The 23929-nt window shown below is 62.6% G+C and carries 1 protein-coding gene; it reads right to left on the reverse strand.

From position 1 onward, the window contains the following. Positions 1-23929, reverse strand: a 23929-nt coding sequence (locus SX1_RS12250; RefSeq protein ID WP_026149718.1) for a putative Ig domain-containing protein, incomplete at both ends; no start/stop codon positions are given.

The following is a 23929-nucleotide window of genomic DNA, read 5'->3' on the forward strand; positions in this document are numbered from 1 at the left end:
GCCATCGCTCGTCACGCTTGCGCCTGCCGGACCGCTGACCAGCGAATAGACGAGTTGCGCTGCGCCATGGTTGCTGTCAGCGGCCGCAAGCGTGATCGCGACATTGCCGCCCGTCTGTACCGAGCGATCGGCGATCGGTGCGAATATAGGTGCGGGGTTGGAGACCTCGATCGCAAAGCTGCGCTCGGCAATCAGCCCGCCAGTATCCGTGACGCGCACTGTCACGGTCTGGGAGCCGGTTCCGGTCGCGACCCATCGCAATTCGCCCGTGGGTGACAGCGTTGCGCCGCTTGGACCAGCGATCAATGTATAGGTCAGGTCCGCCGCCGCATCCTCGGTATCGCTGGCGACCAGCTGCAACGAAAGCATGCTGCCTTCATTCACCGTGACCGGGCCAACAGCCGCCAGCACCGGCGCGACGTTTGTGACTTCGATGTTGAAGGACGTCTCCGCAAACGCCCCCAGCGGATCGGTCACGCGAACCACGACCGGCTGAGCGCCAAGCCCGGCGGCTGTCCAGCTGAACTGGCCATCGCTCGTCACACTTGCGCCTGCCGGACCGCTGACCAGCGAATAGACGAGCTGCGCTGCGCCATGGTTGCTGTCGGTGGCCGAAAGCGTGATCGCGACAGTGCCGCCTGTCGATACCGAGCGATCGGCGATCGGCGCGAAATTAGGCGCGGGGTTGGAGACCTGGATCGCAAAGCTGCGCTCGGCAATCAGCCCACCGGTATCCGTGACGCGCACTGTCACGGTCTGGGAGCCGGGATTGCCCGCCTGCCAGCTGAACAGGCCGCTGGCCGATATGGCCGCGCCATCGGGGCCGCTGACCAGCGAATAGGTCAGCGCTTCGGCGACATCCTCATTGTCGCTGGCGGTGATCGGCAGGATCAGGAGCTTGCCGCTTTCAACCGCGACATCGCCAAGAACAGGTAGCGTCGGTGCGGTGTTGCCAATGACCGGCACGACATTCAGGGCGAAACTCCGCTGGTCGAACGCGCCTTTGGGATCGGTCACGCGGACCGTTACCTGACGGGGACCGCTTCCCGTCGCTACCCATCGCAATTCGCCGGCGGGCGATAGCGTCGCGCCGCTTGGGCCAGCGATCAGCGTATAAGTCAGATCCGCCGCGGCATCATCGTCATCGCTTGCGGCCAGCTGGAGCGTGAACAGCGATCCCGCATTGACATCCCGATCCGGCAGCGCGGCAAAGACAGGTGCTTCGTTGCCCGGCGCGACGACGGTGATCGCAAAACTGCGTTCGGCAATTCCACCATCGCTGTCAGTGACGCGCACGGTGAAATTCTCGATGCCCGGCAGACCCGCTGTCCAGCTCAACAGGCCCGACGGGTTGACGCTGGCACCGGCTGGGCCGGAGACGAGCGCGTAGGTCAGGCCCGATGCGACATCCTCTACGTCGCTTCCCAGCAGATTGAGCGTGACGAAGCTGCCCTGTACCGCGCTGCGATCCTGCACCACGGCCAGTTCCGGCAGATCGTTCACCGCGTTCACGGTGATGGCGACACTGGCCGACACCGGCGCGCTCAGCCCGTCGGTGATGCTGTAGGTGAAGCTGTCCGCTCCCGCGAAATTCGCATCCGGGCGATAGGTCCACGCTCCGCCCGTCACGGTTGGCGGGATGAGCGTGCCATTTGCCGGACCGCTCAGGATCGCAATGCTCAGCAGATCGCCATCGGCGTCGCTGTCATTGGCGAGAAGATCGATGAGGATGTCCTGATCTTCATCGCCGCTGCCGCTGTCATTGGTTGCGACTGGCGCGTTATTCGCCACCGCGACGAACGCGACATTGTCGATGGTCACGCGGCTGTCGAGGTCACCCATCGCAATCAGGTCGAACGAGAGCAACGCGCCGTTGCTGCGGTCGACCCCTGCAAGCGAAACGGTCACCGTCGCGCTGCCCGTCAATGGATTGCCGGTCACGGTCACGCCGGGAGCAAGGTAGAGCGATCCATCAGCCTGAAGGTTGAGCAGGGCGTCGGACAGGTCCAGCCCGTCCAGATCGCCCAGCAGCGACTGGCCCGTGACCGGATCAAGCAGCGCCACTTCAAAAGCATCAGGCGGCAGCGCATTGTTCGCCCCCAGCACCGCAGACCGGATCTGGAAACTGATTTCCGTTGCGCCATTGGGCAGGACGAACTTCTGATTGAGCGAGGACAGGAAGCGGCTGTCCTCGGCAAGGACGCCCACCCCGCCGGACACGACGCCGCCACCCACTGGCGACCAGCCCGTCGCCGTACCAAAATCGCCATTCTGGAAAGGCGCGGTCGCTGGCGTCCCCGAAGGCAGCAAGGCGAACGGCGCAGCCGCCACGGCAGCCAATGCCGAATTGCCTGTCCCCTTCAGCGTGACGGTGCGAACGGCACCCGCGACTGGCGCTGCGACCGGCACGACCGGCAGGTCAGCCAGACCTGGCAAGCGCCGTTCGCCCAGCCCCAGCGCTTCATTCATCACCCGGCCAATGGTCGTGGTCGGCAACTCCGACAGGCCAAGTTCATGCCCCATTTCATGGATGAGCACGGTGAGCAGGTCGTAGCGGCCTGCCGCCGCGCTACCGTCGATCGCGAGCATCCGTCCGCCCGACGTCAGGAACTCGCTCGATCCGTCCGGCGTAATATCGATGAACCAGCCATGCCCGGCGCCATCCGCATCAATGGTGATGACATGGCCCGAATGAACCGCCAGCGCCGCACCCTGATGATCGGTCACGGCAAATTCAAGGTCGGCCAATTTCTGCGCATCGCTGTCGCTGATCCCCGCTGCGATCCACGCAAGGCGCGCGTCATCGACGAGGCTGGCCAATTGTTCCAGCGTGACGGCTGGAGCGGCGGGCGTGATCGCGACACCTTCGACTGCGACCTGCGGCGAACCGGGCATGACCCCGTTGATCGCGGCGACCGTCGTGAAGCGCAGATCGTCGAGCAGATAGATCTGGCTAACGGCCGTGCCCAGATCCTTGGCAGCATCGGTGATCGCATCGATGAACGCCGCGTCCTCCAGATCCTGCTTGTCTTCCTCCGTCGGCGCCATGTTTTCATGGGTGATGGTGATGGTCGCCGAACGGCCCTTATATTCGTCGGGAACGATGACGGAGAACTCGCTGGACGTGAACATGCCGGTGCCCAGATCGACCTGGCGCGCGCCCGCTTCCTGATTGGCGACCAGCGCATCGATGGTGGGCAGCCCCGCTCCTTCGAACCGCACGCGGATTTTTGCGCCGGGTTGCAGCATATAGGGCTTGTAGATCTTGAAGGTCAGATAGGGCTCGTCCTTGGGCACATAGACGAAATTGTGGGTGATCGAATCCAGACCCGGCAGGATACGCCGTGTCTCCATCTTGATCGCTTCCCAGATGTCGCCATCGGGCAGGAAGGAGTCGATGATCTTTGTGAGCGCCGCGCTGGCCCCCATGATCAGCGAATAATTGTCCTGGTTGGGGAACAGCTTGTCGAAGCCGTTTTCGATTGCATTGGAGACATAGGCTTTCAGCCGCTCCAGACCCGCTTCATCCTTCGTATCGGCGCCCAGCGACATGGTCACGCCGGTGCTTTCGACCAGCGTGTTCAGACCATCGTTCAGCGCTTCCGTCGCAATGCCGGCAGCCTTGAATACCTTGTTGGTCGCCTTGAAATATTTGTTGACCATGTCGATTTTCTTGCCGGCATCGAAACCGGCCCAGCCGACCACCTTGGCGGCCAGCTTCGCTTCGACAAAGTTCAGCGTCGGCAGCTTGAAATTGCCGATCGTAATCTGGTTGGCCAGGTTGACCTGACTGTCGAAAAAGTCCTCCCAGATCTTGACCAGCACCTTCTTGACCAGCGCCTGGGGATTGGTGTTGACCATGAACAGCGCGGCGACATCGATGTTGCCGATGGCGTCGGCGTCGGGCAGGCCGAGCAGGTCGAGCTTGAACCCCTGCCCGCCATGAAATGCGAAGCCCGGAATTTCGTAGGAAATCGGGAAGCGCCCGGCATCGTCATCGAGTTCGCCGGTCGCAATGCGTTCAAGATGGACGTTGAGGGATTCGCGCGTGCCCTGTTCGAAATTGCCGTTGAAGATGCTCTGGACGGCAGAACCGCCGGGATTAGGCGCTTCGCTATTGTCGGTGGTGACGTCCACCTCGCCGCCGCTGATAATCGGCCGGAAGTCCGCCCCGCCGCCTGCGACGGAATAGAACCATCCGGTGCCGACGCCGTCGGTGATGTTGAAATGGGTCGTGGACGTCGTATTGCCGGTAACCATCTGGTTCGCCGCACCGATCCGCACCGACATGCTGGAACTGGTGACCTTGCCCGGATCGACAAAGTACCAAGGTTCCATATTCCATTGATCGAGCGAGGGTATGCCGAACACTTTGGGCCGGATGCCATCGTCGGTGATGCGCCGATAGATATCCAGACCCTGGAACTTGGTCATGTTCGTGTCGATCGTACCGGCATACCATTGCCAGACGCGACTATGCGGGCCGCCTGCCCCCAATCCGGCGAAATCGTCCAGATTGAAACCGGATACACCCGGCACCACGCCACCCAGATAGCGGGATATATCCGTTGGGCCGATGTCGCGCCCGTTGGGTGTCGCCGTCGTGAAGGTCTGCGACGCCGCATCCTGATAATAATTGTCGCTGAAACTGACATTCGACCACAATTTGACGTCGGGATCGAGGAAATCGCCGAACTTCACCGGGTCGAGCTGTATGCCCAATGTCTGCGCCAGATCCTGGAACTTCTGGATACGGAACGCCATCTTGGCGGCGCCTGCCGCTTCGACCATGCCCTTGCCGACGCCGCCCAGGATCGCGCCCGTCGCCACCAGTGTCAGGCCACCGGAGCCGACCGCCGAACCGACCGCCCCCACCGCGGTAGCGACCGACCGCACGGCAAGCGCCAGCGATTTGAAGCTGCTATAGGCCTTGGCAATGTTGAGCAGGGTGTTGACCGGAATATCCAGCGAATCCTGCACGAAATCATGCGGGTCCAGCGTGGTCATGTGAATGCCGCTCGTGACCCGGCCATAATAGCCCAGGCGCTGGATGATCTCGCTATTGACCACCGTGCCGCGCGAATGGCCGATGAAATGCAATGGCGAACTGAGCAACGTGTTGTTCGATTCAGCGTCCAGATCCATGAGCGCGGCGAACAGCGAGTCGGCGGCAGCTTCGGAGAAGCCCGCTTCGGCATGGGCGGATTCGCGGACCCAATCGGAAATCAGCACGACAGGCTTGCCCGCATAGGCGGCCAGCATATCACCGGTGACAACCCTGGTGGGGTCGCTCATGTCCGCCCATGTGCCTTCATTCTTGTCATAGAGCAGGACGATACCGCCCCCGCCCAGGCGTGAAATCATCTCCCCCATTTCCTGAAACGCGGCAGGTTGGTGGAAGGAATCATTGTCGGTCCAGATGCCGTCCAGCTGGAATCCGTGGGTCAGGACGGTCACGCCGTTGAAGGTGCCGGCTGGCGCCTTATCGGGCAGAACGGTAAACTGCCGGAAATCACGAATTCCAAATTCGGTTGACCGCACGCCCCAGAAATAGGTCTGCCCGCCGGTCAGAACCCGCGCGAACTCCGGATCGAAGGTCAGTTCAAACTTGCCGGGCGGCAATTCCCCGTCCGGCACCACTTCGCCGCTCGCCAGAACCCGCCATTTGCCCGCTTCCAGATTCACCTTGGTGAAGATGCGGCTGGGATGCTTGTCGGCACCCTGCCAGTCGGGCTGTTGCAACACGCCCCGTTCACGGATGGGATCGTCGGGCCACAACCCGTCACCAGGCGCCAGCGAACTGAGATAGAAGCTGGTCTTCATCACCGATCCGGCTGGCATCAGCGTCGGATCAAATTCCCATTTGAACGTCAGAGGCGGCGGATTGTCGCCGTGAATATCCAGTTCGGTCGTCGGAGTGATCAGGTTGAGCGCCTGGATCGCATTGAGCGCCAGCCCGCGGCCATGACGGGTGACATCCACGGCACCTTGTCCGGTGGATTCATTATAGATGTCGAACGGATAGTTGGGATTGTCGATCGCCTTGTCCTGGAATTCGACCAGCAGCTTGTCGAAATCGCTACGCTTGGCGATGTCGCGGACCTTGTTGATGTCCATGATGACGATGTTACCGGCACCCCGGTAATTGGCATAAAGCTTGGTGCCGGAACTATCGACGCGCAGTTCTTCCAGGAACGCGAAGGGCACGGGCGTCGTCGCGCCGACAAGCTGGCGGTTCGGTCCGAAGGGATCCTTGATCACAAGGATTTTGGACCCGACCCGATAAAATTCGTCGACCAGCTGCGAATAATCGAGGTCGCGATACCAATAGAGGGTCGGAACGCCCCAATCGGCGACGAACATATATTCCAGGTCCGGCGTGACCGCGATGCCCGACGCATTATGGACGTTCAGGTCCGGCACCCGGCCAATCGAAAACCGGCCTTCATCCGTGCTGCGCTTCTTGTCCACGCTGACGACCAGCCCGCCGATGGTGAACGGTTGTTCGAACACGCCGATTTCCTGACCCATGGTCAGGGTGCCGATCTGGGTAACGATATGCGTGCCGGCTGGCGTATATTCCAGCAATTTGGCACCGCGATTGCGATCGCCACGGGCCACGAACACCATCTTGTTCGGATCGACCGTCGGCTGGATATCGAACACTTCGATACCCGACGCCACCTTGTCGACGACCGTACGCCAGCCATGGATATTGGCCTCACCCTCGACCGGGCGCTGTTCTTCATTGACGTTGACGACCATGATCAGGCCGGGGTCGCTGTTCTGATTGTTGATCCAGGGGCGCTGACCGAACATTTCGGACACCGGCAGGCCGACATAGAGGCGGGTGCCGTCGGCGTTCAATGCCATGCTGGTGATATGGCCAAACTGTTCACCCCGGCTGGTGATTTCCATGTTCAGCGTATGTTGCGGATCGCCAACGACCTTCAGATAATTGTCCCGGCCCGGATCGATGTTGATGACATAGACCTTGCCCAGCCCGGCCGCGTAGAGATAGCCATTCTCCGTATCGACCGCGAGCGCCGTGACAACGCCGCCTTCGACCTTGATGAAATCATCGTTGCTGTTGGGGTTGAGGTCATATTGGCGCAGCGTCAGCGTGTCGATGACGGCAATGCCCTTTTCCGTCGCGACAAATGCCGCGCCCAGATCGCCGGTCACGACGATTTCCCTGACCGGCGCGCCCAGATCTATGCGCGCGATCAATTCGTCATTGGGCTGGGATTCTTCGAAAGAGAGCTTGCGATCGATGATCTGAACGCCGTTCGCATCGCCGACAAAGGCATATCCCGCCTTGTTGTCGATCTTGACGACCGCGCTTTCCACCAATTCCGTGAAATCATTGGGTTCACCGCTCGCCGAACCGAACGAGCCGACTGCCGGGCGCACGATCGTGACATCGCTGGCCCCCAGCAGGACAGTGGGCGGCGCGGTGAATTTGAGTTGCTGCACCCCGCCAACTTCGCCCGTTATCACCGCATCGGATATGACGACGCGCTTTGATCCATGGGTCAGGACGACGCGGACATTGTCTCTCTTGGCGCTGATCGACCCGGCTTCGCCATCGATGAAGTCAAGGCCGGTTATCGTGACGGCCGTGCTCCCGTCATTGGCGACCAGCGTCGACACGCTGGAGACCACAGGCCCCTTGTCGGACTGGAAGGCTTGCGGCGGGAAGTTGGCGACGATCGTCTTGCCGTCGTTGAGTTCCGCTTGCGTGAATTCGGGCGACAGGTCGATACGGCGGACGGCTGCCTGGTCTTTCGCCAGATCGGCGTAAATCTGGATTTCCTTGAGCTGCGCAAACAATGGCAGCGCCACCGATCCAAGCGCGGCGCCAGCCAGACCCAGAGCGACCGTCGCGCCAGCCAGGCCACCAACGGCGGCAATGCCGATCGCGGGCGCGAATACCAGCGCATTGAGCGCCGTGAAGCCGACGTTCAGCCGCAGGATCGGCAGCGGTTTGGCCGCCCCCGCCACCAGGACGGCCCCGCGCCTGCTGAGGCCCGGGAATGGCGGCGATTTCGCGCGCGCCATCCCGTCAGCATCGATCACACCTGAATCGATCACCGTCCAGACAGGGATAGTCTCGCCATTCGGGCCAAGCGGCAAATCAACGCTGGCGAAGAACCAGACCTGATCGCCCACATTGCCCGCTACCGGCACGGCGATCTGCACGGTATCGTTGAATTCCGCGCCATCGACCTGAAGATCGAACGCGCTCAGGAAATGAAATGCATCGGTCGCCGGCATGACGATGGGCAGTTCAGCCTCCGTCAGCGTATCGATCGTCACCGTGGCATCGCCGCTCAGCGCCCCTGGGCCAAAGGCGATCTGGACGCCATCGGCATTCTGCACAATCGCGCCAGCAGCGCCGTTGACCGCGACATCGTCGCCAATGACCGGCGGTGCGACGGACACCATCACCCGGTCCTCGCTGAACCCGTTGATCACCGTGACAAAGGTCGATCCGGCACCCACACCGCGCATCAGGCCGTTTTCATCCACGGTCACGATCGCGCTGTCGGCCGACACATAGACGGTCCCCGCCGCCGCCCCGTTGGCGAAGGTTTCCTCCGTCACGTCAAGGCTGGTGATGATCGCGCGCGAACCACCGTCGGGCAACAGGGTCACGCTATCTGGATAGGCGTTGATCCCGTAAATCTGCGTCATCAACTCACGCACGCTATTGGGATCGCCCACCGTCAGGGACGTGGCCGCCGCAATGTTGCCGCGTGAAACCTTCAAATAGGTCGCGCCCTGGGCCAGAGCCAATAATGTCCCGTCGGATCCCAGGCGCACGATGTCGGGATGGCCGACGCTCGCCGTCACATAGGAATAGGGGAGCGCAACATCGGCCTGATCGGCGAATTGACCGATAAGGGCCACGCCGCCGCTTTCGCCAGCGGCCGCAAAGGCAGGCTGGCGCTGCGCGAAATTCAACGACAGCAAGGCCGCGTCGGAAACATTGATGTCGATGACACCTTCCGCCGAACTGCCAAAGCCGTCATCGGCCGAAAAGCGGATCGAAGCCGCGCCAGAATAGCCAGCGGTCGGCGTGAACAGGACGCCACGCCCGTCAGCGGCAAGAGCCGCCGATCCGCCGGTTGCCCCGACGACCCGGAAATAGAGACGGTCTCCATCGGGATCGGTCGCCAGCTTGGTCAGGTCGACATAGCGCTGCAAGTCGACATGGGTTTTTTCCGTCGGAATGGTGGGGGCGATCAGGGGCGACTGGTTCGCCCGGAACCCATAATTGGCAGCGACGATCTGCGTGTCGGTCGCGTTCGTCACGCCATCGCCACTGATGTCCGATCCGGCCAGGGCCGCGACCACGGCGGCGCTGTCCAGTCCGTCGACCTTCGCATCGCCATTAATGTCGCCCGCAGCGCGAATCTCGAAGGCGTACACGCCGCTGCCGGCAATCCGCAATTCGTGCAGGCCCGATGTGGGCAGCGCAAACAGCGTCACGACCTTGCCGCCCGCCTGCGCGCTGGCCAGGGGGGATAGCCCCGCAATCTGCGGCGTGACCGAACCTGTCGTCTCTACCCTCAGAATGACGAAGGCATTGGGCAATCCTTCCAGTTCGGTTTCACGCAGGGTGAAGGCGAAACTTTCAGCCCCGCCTGCGCCAAGATCGCCCGATATCGTCTGGCCAGTGAACTTTGCCGGAGTAGCCAGATCAGCGACAATCGCTTCGGTCGCGACTGTGCCGTCGGCAGCATAGACGATCCGCTTGCCAGTCCCAGACGAAGGCACTTCGAGCGCCAGCCGCCCATCGACATAGCCGTAACGGATGCCAGCGCCGGTCACGAGGTCGCGCAATGCGGTCAGCCGGTTATCCTCGTCCCAGCTATAGATGCTGGCCTTGCCCGACGCATCGGTGACCTGGGTGACATTGCCGCGCGCATCCTGCAGGAAACGCAGCGCATCGCCGCCCAGTGCGGTGACGCCGCTGTCGCCGATCAGCAGCTTGCCTTCCGCCTTCTGGATTTCGACCGTGCCGCGCTGGCTATCGAGGATGTAGATCGTGCCATCAGGCGCGCGCAGGGCGTAGTCCCGGTCGCCAAATGACGGCGAACCCGGATTATAGGCCGCCCCGCTATCCACATCGTAGAATTTGCCGCCAATCTTGCGAAGCTGCACATCGATCGAGCTGAACTGCCAGCCATGCGCGCCATCGGCTATCCAGGCGGGGCGGTAGAAAGTCTGTCCGCCAATAACCTCTTCGACAGGGTTGAAGGTAAAGCCCGCCCGCTCGCCGGTGGGCAGGGTCAGGAACAGCCGCGTGCCAATCTCGAACGCGGGCAGCGCGCCGCCCGCATTGGGCTGGGTGCCGACGCTGGTCACAATATCGGCGTCGATCCCAAGGAACGTCCATTTGCCCGTGATACTGTCATAGGCGCGGACGAGATCGAACGGCACGCCGCCCAGCACGGTCGATATATCGTCATGCTGCGTCGTATAGCGGGACAATTTGTCAGCGCCGGTGCGCAGTTCGATCATCGCCGTGTCGACACTGGTGCGACCGGAAATGTCGGTAGCGGTCAACCGCAGGCGATAGAATCCATCCGCCAGACTGCGCCCGTCAAGCGTCGCGAGCGTGCCTGTCAGATTGGAACCGCCTTCGCCCAGCAGGGTGACATCGCCCTGCCCGTCGATCAGTTGCAGCGTCCAGCGGTCGAGATTGCTGTCGTCGACGGTCCCGGCAATCGCGAGGGTCGAGGTAACGATAGCGTCATCGATCGCGCCGTCGAACAAGACGCTGGGCGCATTCTTGTCCAGCGGATCGCGGACCTTGAAGCTTTGCGTGATGGTCTTTTCACCACCATCTGCATCCCGCGCGGTGACGGTGAAGACATATTTGCCTGGTGCCCCGGCAACCACGGTCGCCCGACCATTGGCGTCGAGCAGCACGTCCTGACCGTCAAGCTGAACGCGCAGGGATGTGATGTCCGCCAGACTGTCGGCCACGGCATGGATCAGCACATTCTGACCCGGCGCCGCCGGGAAACTGGGCGTCAGTTCCAGGCGGACCACGGGCGGCACCGGCTCGATCGTGGCGCGCAGCAATATGGTCTGCCGGACCTTTGCCCGCCCGTCATCGGCGATCAGCGTGACGGCATAATCGCCCGCCTGGCCGGGACCGGGGATCCAGACAAATTCGCCGGTGACAGCATCGAAGGTTGCCCCTTCAGGCAAATCCTCCGCGGAGAATGTCAGGACATCTTCGCTGTCCGGATCGCTCGCCCGGACGGTGAACCGCTTTTCTTCCCCGATCAGGAAGGCGTGGAAGCCTTCGTCGAGCACCGGCAGGCGGTTGACATTGGCCACCCTGACCGTGACGTCGATCGTATCGACAGCGCCCAGCGGGTCAGTCGCGGTGAAGCGCAGGATATGATCACCGGCCTGCGCATAGCCCGGCGTCCATTGAATTTCGCCCCGCGCGGGGATGAACAGCATGCCTTCGGGCAAGCCGTTGGGTGCCTGATAGATGACGGGATCGGCATCGGGGTCGCCCGCGATGATGCGGAACACCATCGGCGCGCCTTCCCGCGCCAGTTGCAGGCCCATCGGCACGAACACCGGGGCCTGATTGGCATTGGCGACCGTCAATATGATCGTTTCGCTGCTGCTTGAATGGCCGTCGCTGACGGAGAAGGTGATGCTATATTCGCCGCTGGAATTGAGCGGCGGCGTCCACACAAATGCGCCGGTAGCCGGATCGAGCGAGGCCGTATCGGGCGCGCCGCTCATCGTGAAGGTCAGGCTGTCATTGTCCGCGTCAGCACCGCCCAGGGTGAATGAGAGCGTTTCGCCTTCCGTGATGCTATGATTGCCGACCGGAGCAAGCTGCGGGGCCGTATTGGTCGCGCGCACCACCACCTTGAACGCGGCGGTGTCGCTTACCGGCGTAACCGCGCCGCTACCGGAATCGGTTACGGTGACCAGAGCATCATGCGTGCCCGCCTGCGCCAGTGTCGGCGTCCACTCGATCAGCGCCCTGCCATAAACGCTGGTCGGCGTGATCGTTGCGCCCGGCAGTCCGGCAACCGCATAGGTCAGCGCATCCTGATCCATGTCGGTGACATTGACGATGACCTTCATCGTCTCGCCAATCACGGCCACGACATCGCCAATATAGCCGATTTCCGGTGCCTCGTTGGGGCTGGTGACCTTGATCGTGAAGGCATAGCCGCCCGCCAGCGGTTCACCCGTTCCGTCCCCGTCATCGGTCGCCGTGAGGATGACGACATGATCCCCCCGTGCATTGGCGCCGGGCGCAACGCGGATCTTGCCGGTGCCGTCGCCATTGTCGACGAAGGTTATGAAATCGGGCAGCGGACGGAAGGGGCTTTCGTTCCGCAGGGCCAGGACGAGCGGATTGCCATCCGCATCCGTGGCACTGACGGGAATTTCCAAGACGGCGTCCTTGGCGACCGTCGCATTTTCGATCGGGCTTACCACCGGACGACGGTTCTGGTTGAACACGCTGATGGGGACGATGATGTCCGTGGTCAGCGGAACGCCCGTGCCATTGCCGTCATCGGTCGCACGGAAACGCACCACATGATCGCCAGCCTGCACATTGGTCGGCGTCCAGGTGAAATCATAGGTGTCCGGATCAAAAGTCGCGCCGGGCGGCAAATCGCCGATCAACTCGACGGTGACGGTCCGGGACGTTTCGCTGGTCTCGACCGCCTCGCCCGTTTCGCCGTTGCGAAGGGCTGGGGTATAATAGGGGTTGTCGGGATCAAAGGCGAATATGTTGAAGGCAAGCTGTTGCCCTTCCAGCACCTGCCATCCGTCAAGCTGGTCGAACACGGGTGCGGCATTGGCATTTTCGACGGTGATTTTCGTGACGAACCGGACCAGCGTTTCGCCGTCCGTGACGAAGAAGGCAATGTCATAGACGCCGTTCTGGATATAGTTGGGCGTCCAGGAAAATTCGCCGGTCGTCGGGTTCAGCGTCGCGCCAAAGGGCAGCGTTTCCGCGCCATAGGATAGTTCGCGGTCGCTGCGCGAACTGGCGTTGATCCGGAAATTGACGAAGTCGCCTTCACGCGCGATCCTGTCGGCAACGGGCACCACCTGCGGCGGCTCGTTCCGTTCGGCGACGAACAGGGTGACGACCACTTCGTCACGCGACAGTCCGTCGGTGACGAAGAAGCGGACATCATATGTCCCCGCCGATTCATAGCCTGGCAACCAGGAAAATGCCCGTGTCGCCGGATCGAAGGTCGCCCCGGCAGGCAGACCATCCGCCCAATAGGTCAGCGGCTGCGATTCAGGGTCGACTGCAGCCAGTTCGAATTCGAACAACTGCCCTTCCCCGCTCGACACGGCGGAAAGGGACGAGACAAATTCCGGCGCACGATTGCCCCCGGTAATCGCCAGCACGAAGCGTTGCAGCGACACGGCGCTGCGTGAATCGAAAGCCTCTATCACCACCGGCGCGAGCGATGCCGTCCCCGCGGGCGGCGTCCATTCCAGCAGGCCGGTTGTCGAGTCGATCGTCATGCCCGCAGGCGCGGTCAGCAATCCGAAGGACACCGCCTGCCCTTCCGCGTCGTTCGTCACCACCTGATAGCGGAGCGGCGTGCCGACGGTCGCCGATTGCGGCGGCACGCTGACGAAGGACGGCGCCGTGTTGGGAACCGCGTTCGCGACGATACCGGTCACGAAATCAAGCCGTCGATTGGCCGAGGTCGTGATCGAAACCGTACGCCCAGACGTGCTTTCCCCTGCCTCCAGCACGCCATCGGCGGGCAATGCGCCCGACAGGTCGATCAGGAAGCGGCCATCGTCGGTCTGGCCGGTCGCGCCCTGCGGAATGCCGGGGAAGCCGCCAAGCGGGTCGATCGTCAACAAGGCCGGCAGGGTGATTGGTCCGTCAGTCTTGTTGGTGATCGTGACCTTGTAGGAAATGGTGCCCGTCGCACGGTCCAGCCTCGTATCCTCGAACAGGATGTCGACAAGCGTGGAAATATCCTCGAACGCGGAAAATCCGGTTTGATAATTTACGCCCATGCGCTGGCCATTGGCCGATGTCAGCGGTGCGCCGATGGTCAGTATATAGTCGCCCGCCGGGATATTGCCGACGTTCAGATACGCGGTCCGGCTGGCCGCATCATAAGTGACGGCGCGGATTTGCTGAACGCCCAGGGTAGCGTGGTTGAGCGTGTAATATTCCGCATTGGTCACTGATCCGGCCTGACTGGCCGAACCGGCGAACATATCCTGATCGAAGGTGACCGACAGGAAAGCCTGGGGCAGCGCAATCTGCGCATCGGGAGACGGATTCGTGGCGACGACAACGGGCGCGGTCGCGGGCGCCACGATGTCGACCTGATTGCTCTGGCTCACCAGCACACGACCATCGCTCGTGGTGATGACGACATCGCCGCGCGAGCCGCCCTTGGCCACGTCGATCCGACGCAGGGTCGCGCTATCCACCATGGTCAGCGCGCCGCCCGGTTCGGCCAGCCCCGCATCGTCCACCGTTCCGGCGGTGTGCGTGACGAACAGCAATCCTTCGAGCCGCGTCCCGGCCTTGCCGAACGCCAGCGAATCTGCGGGCGCATCGAAGGTGAGCATTGTTTCCGCCCGCGCGCGATCGGTGAAACGCACCACCTGCTTGCGGTCGGGCCAGGTCACCGCCCACAATGCACCGTCATTGTCGAAGGCAAGACTGCCGACGCGCAGATTTTCGTCCCTGCTCCACTGGGTGAAGCTGCCATCGTCGGGATCGAAGATCGACACACCGCTGTTGGTCGACACATAGATTTTGCCGGTCGTGGGATGCACCGCCAGCGCGATGGTGACGCCATCGCCGAACCGGTCCAGAATGGCCCCGGTCTGCGGATCGAGGCGCAGCAGCGGCCCACCGCCCGTGGTCGCCCACAGGCCGCCCTCGGCATCGAACGCCATGTTGAAAATGGGCGTGTCCAGCTCCGCAAACGGCGTCGCCGCCGCGCCGCCCTGCCCGCTGAACTTCCAGATCGTTCCGCGATTGGTGCCGCCGGAAACAAGGAAGTCGCCGTCCGGCGTCTCCACGATCGCCATCGGGCCGATTTCGGTCGTGCTGCGCGTGATGCCGGTGGCGAAAGCGCGGGCGACAAAGGGGCTGAGGACGGAATCAAATTCGCTCGGCGCGCTCAGCGGAGCCGCAGCAGGAACCAGCGCTTCGGCCTGGGTGAATAGCGCGTTGGTCGAGGGTTCCGGCGTGGGCGCTGGCGGCTGCCCGAAATTGGGCGCCGTCGTGTCGGGCACGGTGGGCACGCCGCCCAGATTGACGCTGGACCCGTCGGAAATGGCGTTGACGCCGGGCTTGGGCACTTCGCGATTGCCCGCAATGTCCGTCGCCAGCGCCAGGAATTCATAACTTTTGCCAGCCTCCCCTTCAAAGACCAGCATGCCGCTCGCGTCGGACAACATGCGTTGCCAGATCTTGAAATCGCCGCCATTTTCAGCGGTGTAAAGCGTCACATGCTTGACGCCGGAACCGCCGACATCGTCCAGAACGCGCCAGTTCACCTCGAAATTGGCTGTCGTGCCCACGCGTTTGGCGGTGAGCGTGCTGGTCGGCGCGACGGCATCGACCATCTGGCTGAGGACAATGGTGTCTTCTGGCGCAAAGCCATCCATCAGCACCCGTGCGGAGGCGGAAATGCGCTCGCCGGTCGCCACATCGTCGCCCGGCACCACCGTGTAACTGACAAAGCCCGCGCCCGTCCCGCTGGCATCATTGGGCGCCAGCAAACCGCGGGTCGCGTCCTGCAACACTTCGCCGGTCAGCGGGTCGATCGCCTGGATGAGCCAGCTCGCACTTGCCGGTTGCTGGAACAGGTCCAGCACCGCGCTGACCCGCAGGATGAAACCGCGCGTGGCGGTGAAATCAATCTCCGCGTCGAAGCTGGTGCGGCCATCAGGCACGTCGATGGTGATGTCGCCAATCTTGATATCGCCGAGCCGGAAGCTGCGCGGATCAAGATCGGGATCGAACGTGGTGACGATCTGGACTTCATTGGTATAGCGCGCTGAACCAGCGGCATTTTCGAAAGCGACGGTATAGGGCAGTTCCGCCGCTCCCGGTAGCCAGCCCTGCGTGTCGAGCGTCTGTGGCCCGGTGATCGACGCCAGCCGGTTCACCTGTCCTTCGCTGGCGAAAAAGCGCGAGAAATCCAGCTGGGCAAATTCCTGGCCGTCGACCGGCTCTGGCCCATTGATCTGGAAATCGGCGGGCAGCCCGGCACCGCGCTGGTCGAATGGCACCCATGGCACGAAAATCCGGAACGCTTCGAAATGCGTAGGCGTGGACAAGCCCAGATCATAGTCGGCCCGTTCCGGCAGCGCCGGCACCGGCACCTCGCCATCATATTTTTCGCTATGGCGCGGGTCCATATATTCGATGGCGGCCATCAGCCCGTCTTCATGCCCGTAATAGGCGCGGACCTGATCGAAGAAGGTAAGCAGATCGCCAGTGGAGCGTACCGACGAACCGCCGGGGCCGAACAAGATGCCCGATGCCAACGTGGTCATCAGGCTGACGATATGCTGTTTCGTCCGGATCGGCGGCACGTCCTGCTCGTCGCGCAACAGCCCGGCCTGTTCGAGCGCGGCGAGATACAGTTCCGTCCACTGCCCTTCATCGGCGGCAAGCGCCAGCAATGGCGCGGGGGCGTCATTCGCCTCCAATATGGCGGTGCGCAAATCGCGCGCCTGCTTCGACTGGAATTCGACAAATTCGGCCCGCGTCATGGTCGTGGCGGCAGCGACGATATGGAAGCGGAACGGGATGAACGGGATCTCGTCCTTGCTCGGTACGGCGCTATTCTGCTGGTAAAGGCCGACAAAATCGAGCTGGTCGAGCGTGCTGCGCGCGGCAGGCATGATCTCGCTCACCTTGTCCTTCACCGCTTCCCACCATTCGCCCAGTCCGCCCTCTCCTCCATCGAGGAGTGGCGCGAGGTCGGGGAACTGGTTGTTCATCCTGTCCTGAAACGCGCTGAAGGCACGATCCGCCATTTCCTTGAGGCCAGGATAGGTGCGGACGTTGACGGTGAAGCCGCCAAAGCCGTCAGCGGGCTGATCGAAAAGGAAGCCCGATGTCAGCAATTGCCCGTTGGTATTGGTGATCGATTCCAGGTTGATGAAGGGCACGCTGGCGTTGTCGCTGCCCTCCGCCCCCTCCGGAATACCCCGCACATTGGTGAAGAATTCGAGGAATTTGAGGCCATAGACATATTGGTTGTAATTGAGTTCCGGCACGCCGACCTGGAAATAGGTATAGGGCGCGTCGAGGTTCGAGATATTCTTGAGCGCGATGGAATAGGTCGCCTGATCGCCCGCCAATATGACACGCGGCCCACCCACGCCGATCGTGACTTCCGGTTCGATGCCCCGTTCGATGAGGAAACGATAGGGTTCGACCGTCTGCGCCCCATCGGGATTGGTGACCTTCAGATCGTAAAGGCCGTGCGCCGCGCCCGTAAAATCGAAGGTCGCGATGATCGTGCTGCTGTCGATCACCTTCCAAGTCACCGGCTCGAATTCGGCAATCCCCGGCCGGGACAGTTTGAGGATAGCATTCTCGTGGAAGCGGGCGCCCTTGATCGTGGTCGTCACATAGCGGCTGTCGCCCCCGGTATCAGTCTCTATGCTGGTGATCACCATCGGCATCAGATCGGCGATCAGCCGTACCGTGCTGCCGTCATCCGGGCCGCTATAGCCCCGCACCATCACATAATAGACGCCCGGCTCCGTATCCGGAACGATCGCGGTCAGTTCCTGCGCCAATGGTCCGGTATAGGTCGCATCGAACAGCGCCGATGTCGGCACATCGTCATGCCGCACGAACACTTCGTTGATCGCCCGCTCGTCATCGGAGGCTACGCGCAACCGCAAGGTCTGTTCGGCGGGGACGACGATACGGTAGAGCCGCTCCTGCCCTGGCTTCAGATTGACCGACAAGGGGATTCCGAGCGTCAGCGTCTCAATCGAGATGCTGGTGGCGTTGGGGGCGGCGGTGATGTTGTTCGCCTCGCCCACATCCTCGAACAACTGGTTGCGCGCGTCGGCCCGCACGATGATGCGATAGTCGCCCGCCGCCGCACCGGGTAGCGTCGTATCCAGGCTCAGCGTATAGCTCTGGTCCGCCAGCAGGGAGCCTGCGAAATTGGCGCGTCCCAACAGCTTGTCGCCTACGTCCCAGGTCGCATCGCGCGAGAGATAGACGGCATCGCTCCAGCTGCCCGACGCGGTCACTGTGCTCTTGTTCGTTACCGTCCAGCTGATCGTGACGGGATCGCCCGCCTGCTTGTTGTCGGGCGCGACAATATCGGTGACCTGTATGTCGGTGGGCGGCGGCAACTCGATAACCATCGGCACGTCGCTGCCGCGGATATTGTTGCGCTCGTCGGCTTCAAACAGACTGCCCGTGGCGTCATAGCGCGCCGGATCGGTCACGACGAAAACATAATAGGCTTCGGTGCCCAGGTCGCCCGGCACAACGAAATCCTTGACGACGGAATAGGTGCCGCCTGCGTCCAGCCCCCCTGTGTGGCGGATCGAGCCCAGGAAACGATCCGATGTCAGGTCAAGAAACGGATCGCGAGAAAGATAGACAAGGTCGTCCCACTGCGGCTGCAGGGCCGGGGTCGCGCCGCCCGCATTGGTGACGCTATATTCCACGCGGAACGGCTGGCCACGGGTCGCGCGCAGGGGTACGCCGAGCGAGACAACCTGAAGGTCTGGCGGGGTGTAGGGCGTGAGCGTAACCGGCTGCACGGTGAGGTTGTTGCCCTCCCCTGCATATTCCTTGACCTTGCCGTTGACCTGCCCGCGCACGCCGGACAGACGCGGCGACAGCGTGCTATTGGCGTAGCCCGACTGCTCCAGGCCCGAATCCGCAGCCGCAATGACATTGAATTCGCCCTCCAGCTCGAACGGCAGGCTGACGGTGACCTTCGCAATATAGGATTCGCCGGGATTGAGTATGCCGACATGCGCGTTTTCGGCGCGGACGATGACGCCCGGCGACGCTTCCCGCGACATCAGCCAGTCACCTTCATCCAGCGAAGCGTCGAGCGACAGATAGACGCGGTCGACCCAGCTATCCTCGCGCGTCGCGCGGGTGCCGACATTTTCGACACGGAAGCTGATTTCGACCGTGCCGCCTGCGGGCAGCGTGTCCGGCAGCGTCAGTTCGGTAACCTTGAGGTCCGCTTCGCGATAGACGACCGGGAACTGCGCCTGCTTAACCGTCCCGGCGGGCAGCTCGAATACGAAATTCCGGAAAGCTTGGTCCCTCAGCGAATCATTATCGCCCGACCGGACGATATCGCTGGGCACCACGGGCCGCCTTGGCGTGTTGGTGAACACATAGACATAATATTCGCCGTCGACGCCCGGCGGCATGTCGAATTCCAGCGTGTTGGTGTAGCTCTGCCCCGTGCCCAGCCCTTCATTGGCCTGCGTGACCGATCCGACATAGGTTGCGCGGTTTTCGATGAATGTAGGGTCCTTCGACACCCACACCTGATCGGTCCAATATTGCGTGCCCGACCAGACCGGCGCGCCCTTATTCTCCACGGTATAGGTAACGCTTGTCCGCTCGCCGGAATAAGCGACGACGCCCGGCGCGGCAGGCACCACGCTGACAACCTGCAGGTCGGCCGGTGCGTTCGTCACGCTGGTGCTGGCGAATTTTGCGTTGTCGAGCGTGTTGGGATCGCCGCCCAGCTGCGATTTGACGATGACATAGAGCCCGGCCGCGGCGGGATTGAGCTTGAACGTCGCGCTGTTGGTATAGCTCGCACCCGGATCGAGGGGCGACAGATTGTCGAAACTGCCCAGATTGAATATGTTGCGTGCATTCTCCAGCAACGGTGCGTCGGCCAGATAGACTTGATCGGTCCAGCCAGTCGCCCTGGCGTCCCCGGTCGACCGCACTGTCCAACTGACGGTGAAGTCGTCGCCGCCCTTGGCCTCCGCCGGGGCGGTCACGTCCGTCACCGCAATGGCGCGCGTGCTGGACACGGGCGGGGTGCCAACGATCTGGATCGCGCGGGCGCGATAGTTGCTGCTCTGAATTTCGGCCGGATCGTCGGGATTGACGTTGATGGCCAGCGAATCCTCCAGCAGCGTCGCGTAGGGATCGACCCAGGGCATGATATAATAGGTGCCCGAAACCACGCTTGCGGGCAGGGTCACGGTCAGTTCGCGGTCATAGCCCTGTCCGACTTCCAGCGGGCCGCCGGTGTAGGTCAGGCTGGTCAGCAATATATCGCCAAGGCCGGGGTGCGGCCGGTTCTTGTCCTTCGTCAACCAGACCTGCTCGGTCCATTGACCCAGGTTGCTGGTGCCCGCGCCACGATTGGTCACGGTATAGCGCACCGGCACGCTGTTGCCCTCGAACGCCTGGGCATTGGTGACGACATTGTCGACGACCAGATCGGCAAAGGGCACGGGTTCGACATAAATCTGCTGCGCGCGCACGTTGCTGGCAGTCGTGTCGTTCGGCCATTCGTCGATGGCGTTGCCGCTATCGGTCGCCACCAGCACGAACACATTGCCCCGGAACCGCAATGGCACGGTGAAAGTGGCGGAGCTCGATTCATAGCTTTCCAGCGAACCGAGCGCGATCGGGTTGGCTAGGCGCGACACCAGAATGTCGTCGCCGCTAATCTTGTCGTCCAGCGACAGCCAGACCTGATCGGTCCAGTTGCCATTGGCTTCCACCAGCCCCTGGTTGATGACGGTGAAATCGACCGACGCGGTCGCCCCCGCCGTCACCCGGTCAGGCGCGATGATTTCGCTGATCTGCAAATCGGGGCGCGGCAACACCGATACCAGGATGGATTCGTCATCGACCGAGCGGTTGTTCGTTTCCGCCGTATGTTCATATACCGCGTCTGCGGCGTCAGTGACGACGATCACCTCGAACCGGTCGCTGGTCTTGGCGGGCAGGCGCATTTCCTCGCGCCGCGTATAGCTGGTGCCCGCCGCCAGCGGGCCGGTATAGCTGTAGGTGCCGATCAGCGTGCCAGCGCCACTGTCGCCCGCCTTGCGCAGATAGACCCTGTCCACCCAACTGCCTTCGGCCGCGCTCAGCCCTTCATTCTTGACCGTCCAGCTAATGTCGACGACGCCGCCCTCGACGCCGTTTGTCGGCGCAGAGATGGCCGTGACGCGAAGATCGGGTGGCGGCGCCAGCGAGATGCTGATCGGGGCAGACGTGCCGCTATTGTTGCCGGTAAAGGCAAATTCATAGGGTGTGGCATTGGGATTGTCGGAACCCGGCGCGATCACGACGATGCGATACTCTCCCGCTATCCCGTCAGGCAGCGTGAAATTGGCCGTGCGTTCGTAGCTGTCCCCTACCCCCAGGAAACCGAGATGGTTGACCGAGCCGAGCAATATCCGGCCGCTGCCGTCGGTCCTTTCCAGATAGACGCTGTCGAACCATTCGCCCGTGTTGGTGAGGCCGATGCCCTGATTGCTTTCCTGCCATGTCACATCGATGGATGTGCCCGATTGCGCCACTGTGGGCGCAACGACGCTATCAATCTGCAAATCGGCCCAGGCGATCGGCGACACGTCGAAAAAGCCAGCCAGCGCGGTCCTGTTCGCATCCGCGCCATTTTCGAACACCGCATCCGTCGCGTCCGAACGGACGAACAACGTATAGCGCCCGTAGAATCCGGCAGGCAGGATCAGGTCGAGATTGGCGTCATAGCTTTCGCCCACCGCCACGCTGCCCGAATGCACCAGTTCGCCCAGCAATATGTCATCAGCGTCGCCGAATATGTCATCGCGCGACACATAGACGCGATCGGTCCAGCTATCGACCGTTCCCAGCCCCGTGCCGATATTGGTGACGGTCCAGCCGATGCTGACACGCGCGGGATCATTGATCGTGCGGGCTGGCGCGGTGACGTTGCTGACGTCCAGGTCAGCATAGGGAGCGAGCGCGACGGTGAGCGCGACAAAGGCGCTGTTATTGGCTTCACCCGCGCTGGTTTCCGGCACGGCGGCGGCGCTGTCGCTCTGCACGATGATGCGATAATCGCCCGATGCATCGATGGGCAGCCGAACGGTGAGCGCGCCGTCATAAACCTCGCCAACGCCAAGGCTAGATCCGCGCACGACTTCGCCCAGCTTGATGTCGCCGGCGCCGACCGTGCCGTCGCGCGAAAGCCAGAGGCTGTCGGTCCAGCCGCCGATGCTGGCCCCGGTGCCATCGTTGCGCACCTGCCATGTCACCGCAATGTCGCTATTCGATTGCGGATTGACGCCGCCGGGCAGCGTGACGTTGAGCGGCACCAGATCGGGATGGGTCAGGACCAGCGCGTCCGAAGCGCCGTCATTGTCCGCCTCTATGCCGCCTTCAAACACTTGCTGGCCGACATCGGCGCGGACAAGGATGCTATAGGAACCATCGGCCAGGTTTACCGGCAGTGTGACCGTCTGATGCACCTCATAGGCTTCACCGGGCGCAATATCGAATGTGCGCGCGATGTTGGCCAGGGTCGTCGCGCCCGAAACAGTCGTGTCGTCATCCACATAGATGCGGTCGGTCCAGGGCGCACTCGCGGCCACCGTGCCGCTGTTGCGGACGATATAGCTGACCTCTACCGTTTCGCCCGGCCGCGCGCCGGCAGGTGCGGTGACGCTTTCGACGACCAAATTACCGGAGGGCGCGACAGCGAAGCGGACAGGCGTAGAAACGCCCGCATTGTCGCCTTCAAGCCCGTTTTCGAACACCGTGCTTCCGGCGTCGGTGACCAGTATCAGGCGGTAATCGCCGCTGCGCCCGTCCTGCACGCGCGCCTGGACGGACACCGTATAGCTGTCGCCGATCGCCAGCCCCGCCTCGCGAGGCACTTCGGCCAGCAGCAGGTCGCCTGCATCGGCGACACCATCAGCCGACAATAGCAGCCGGTCGACATGCCCGCCCGCAGCGGCAGCGTCGCCAGTGTTGCGCACGCGCCATGACACCGTGAAGGGATCGCCGCCGAGCACGGTGGCCGTCGGACCGGATATCGCCTCTGCCACCAGATTGGGCGCGCGGCTGGTAATCGCGACATTTGCGGGGCCACCGACATTGTCGGCCCGCGTATCGGGTTCGACGATGTCCTGCGCGGCATCGGCCACGACATAGATGCGATAGTCGCCGGAGTTGATGTTGGGCAGGGCCAGCGTGCCCGAACCATTATAGCTGCCACCCGCAGCCAGCCCGCCGGTCCTGGCGATATTGCCGAGTATGACATCGTCGGCATTTCCGATGACGGCGTCGCTGCTCAATATCACCCGGTCCGACCAGTTGACGCCGTCCGCTATGGCCACGCCAGCGTTCGTCACGGTCCAGCTGACCGTGATGTTGCCCCCGCCCAGCCCATTGGCGGGCGCACTGACATTGCTGACGCGCAGATCCGCATATTGCCGCGCGGTGACGGCGATCGCGGCCTGAGCGCTGTTATTCCCCTCGGCAGCGACCCCGGCGGCGGCCTCGCGCACGCTGGTCTGCCCATTTGCGTTACTGTCGGCAATGATGGTGACGCGGATGTCGCCGACTGCGCGTTGCCCTTCCGGCAGCGTGAAACTGGCCGTACGGGCGCGGCTTTCCCCAGCCGCCAGAGCGCTGGTCGTCACAATCGTGCTGTTGAGCAGCGTTTCGCCAGTGGTCAGATTCTGCACCAGCAGGCGATTGTCGAACCCTGCAAGGGTGCCGACATTGCCCAGATTGCTTTCATCCCAAGTCAGCGTGATGACATCGCCCGATGCGGGCGCGCTGTTGGTGATCGCCAGATTGCGGATCTGAAGGTCGGGCGCGGAGGTGATCGATACCGCTGTGCTGTTGTTGGTCTCACCCGTCGCCGCAGTGTTCGCTTCGGCCACCTGA

The organism is Sphingobium xenophagum NBRC 107872, from assembly GCF_000367345.1.
GTDB classification, from domain to species: domain Bacteria; phylum Pseudomonadota; class Alphaproteobacteria; order Sphingomonadales; family Sphingomonadaceae; genus Sphingobium; species Sphingobium xenophagum.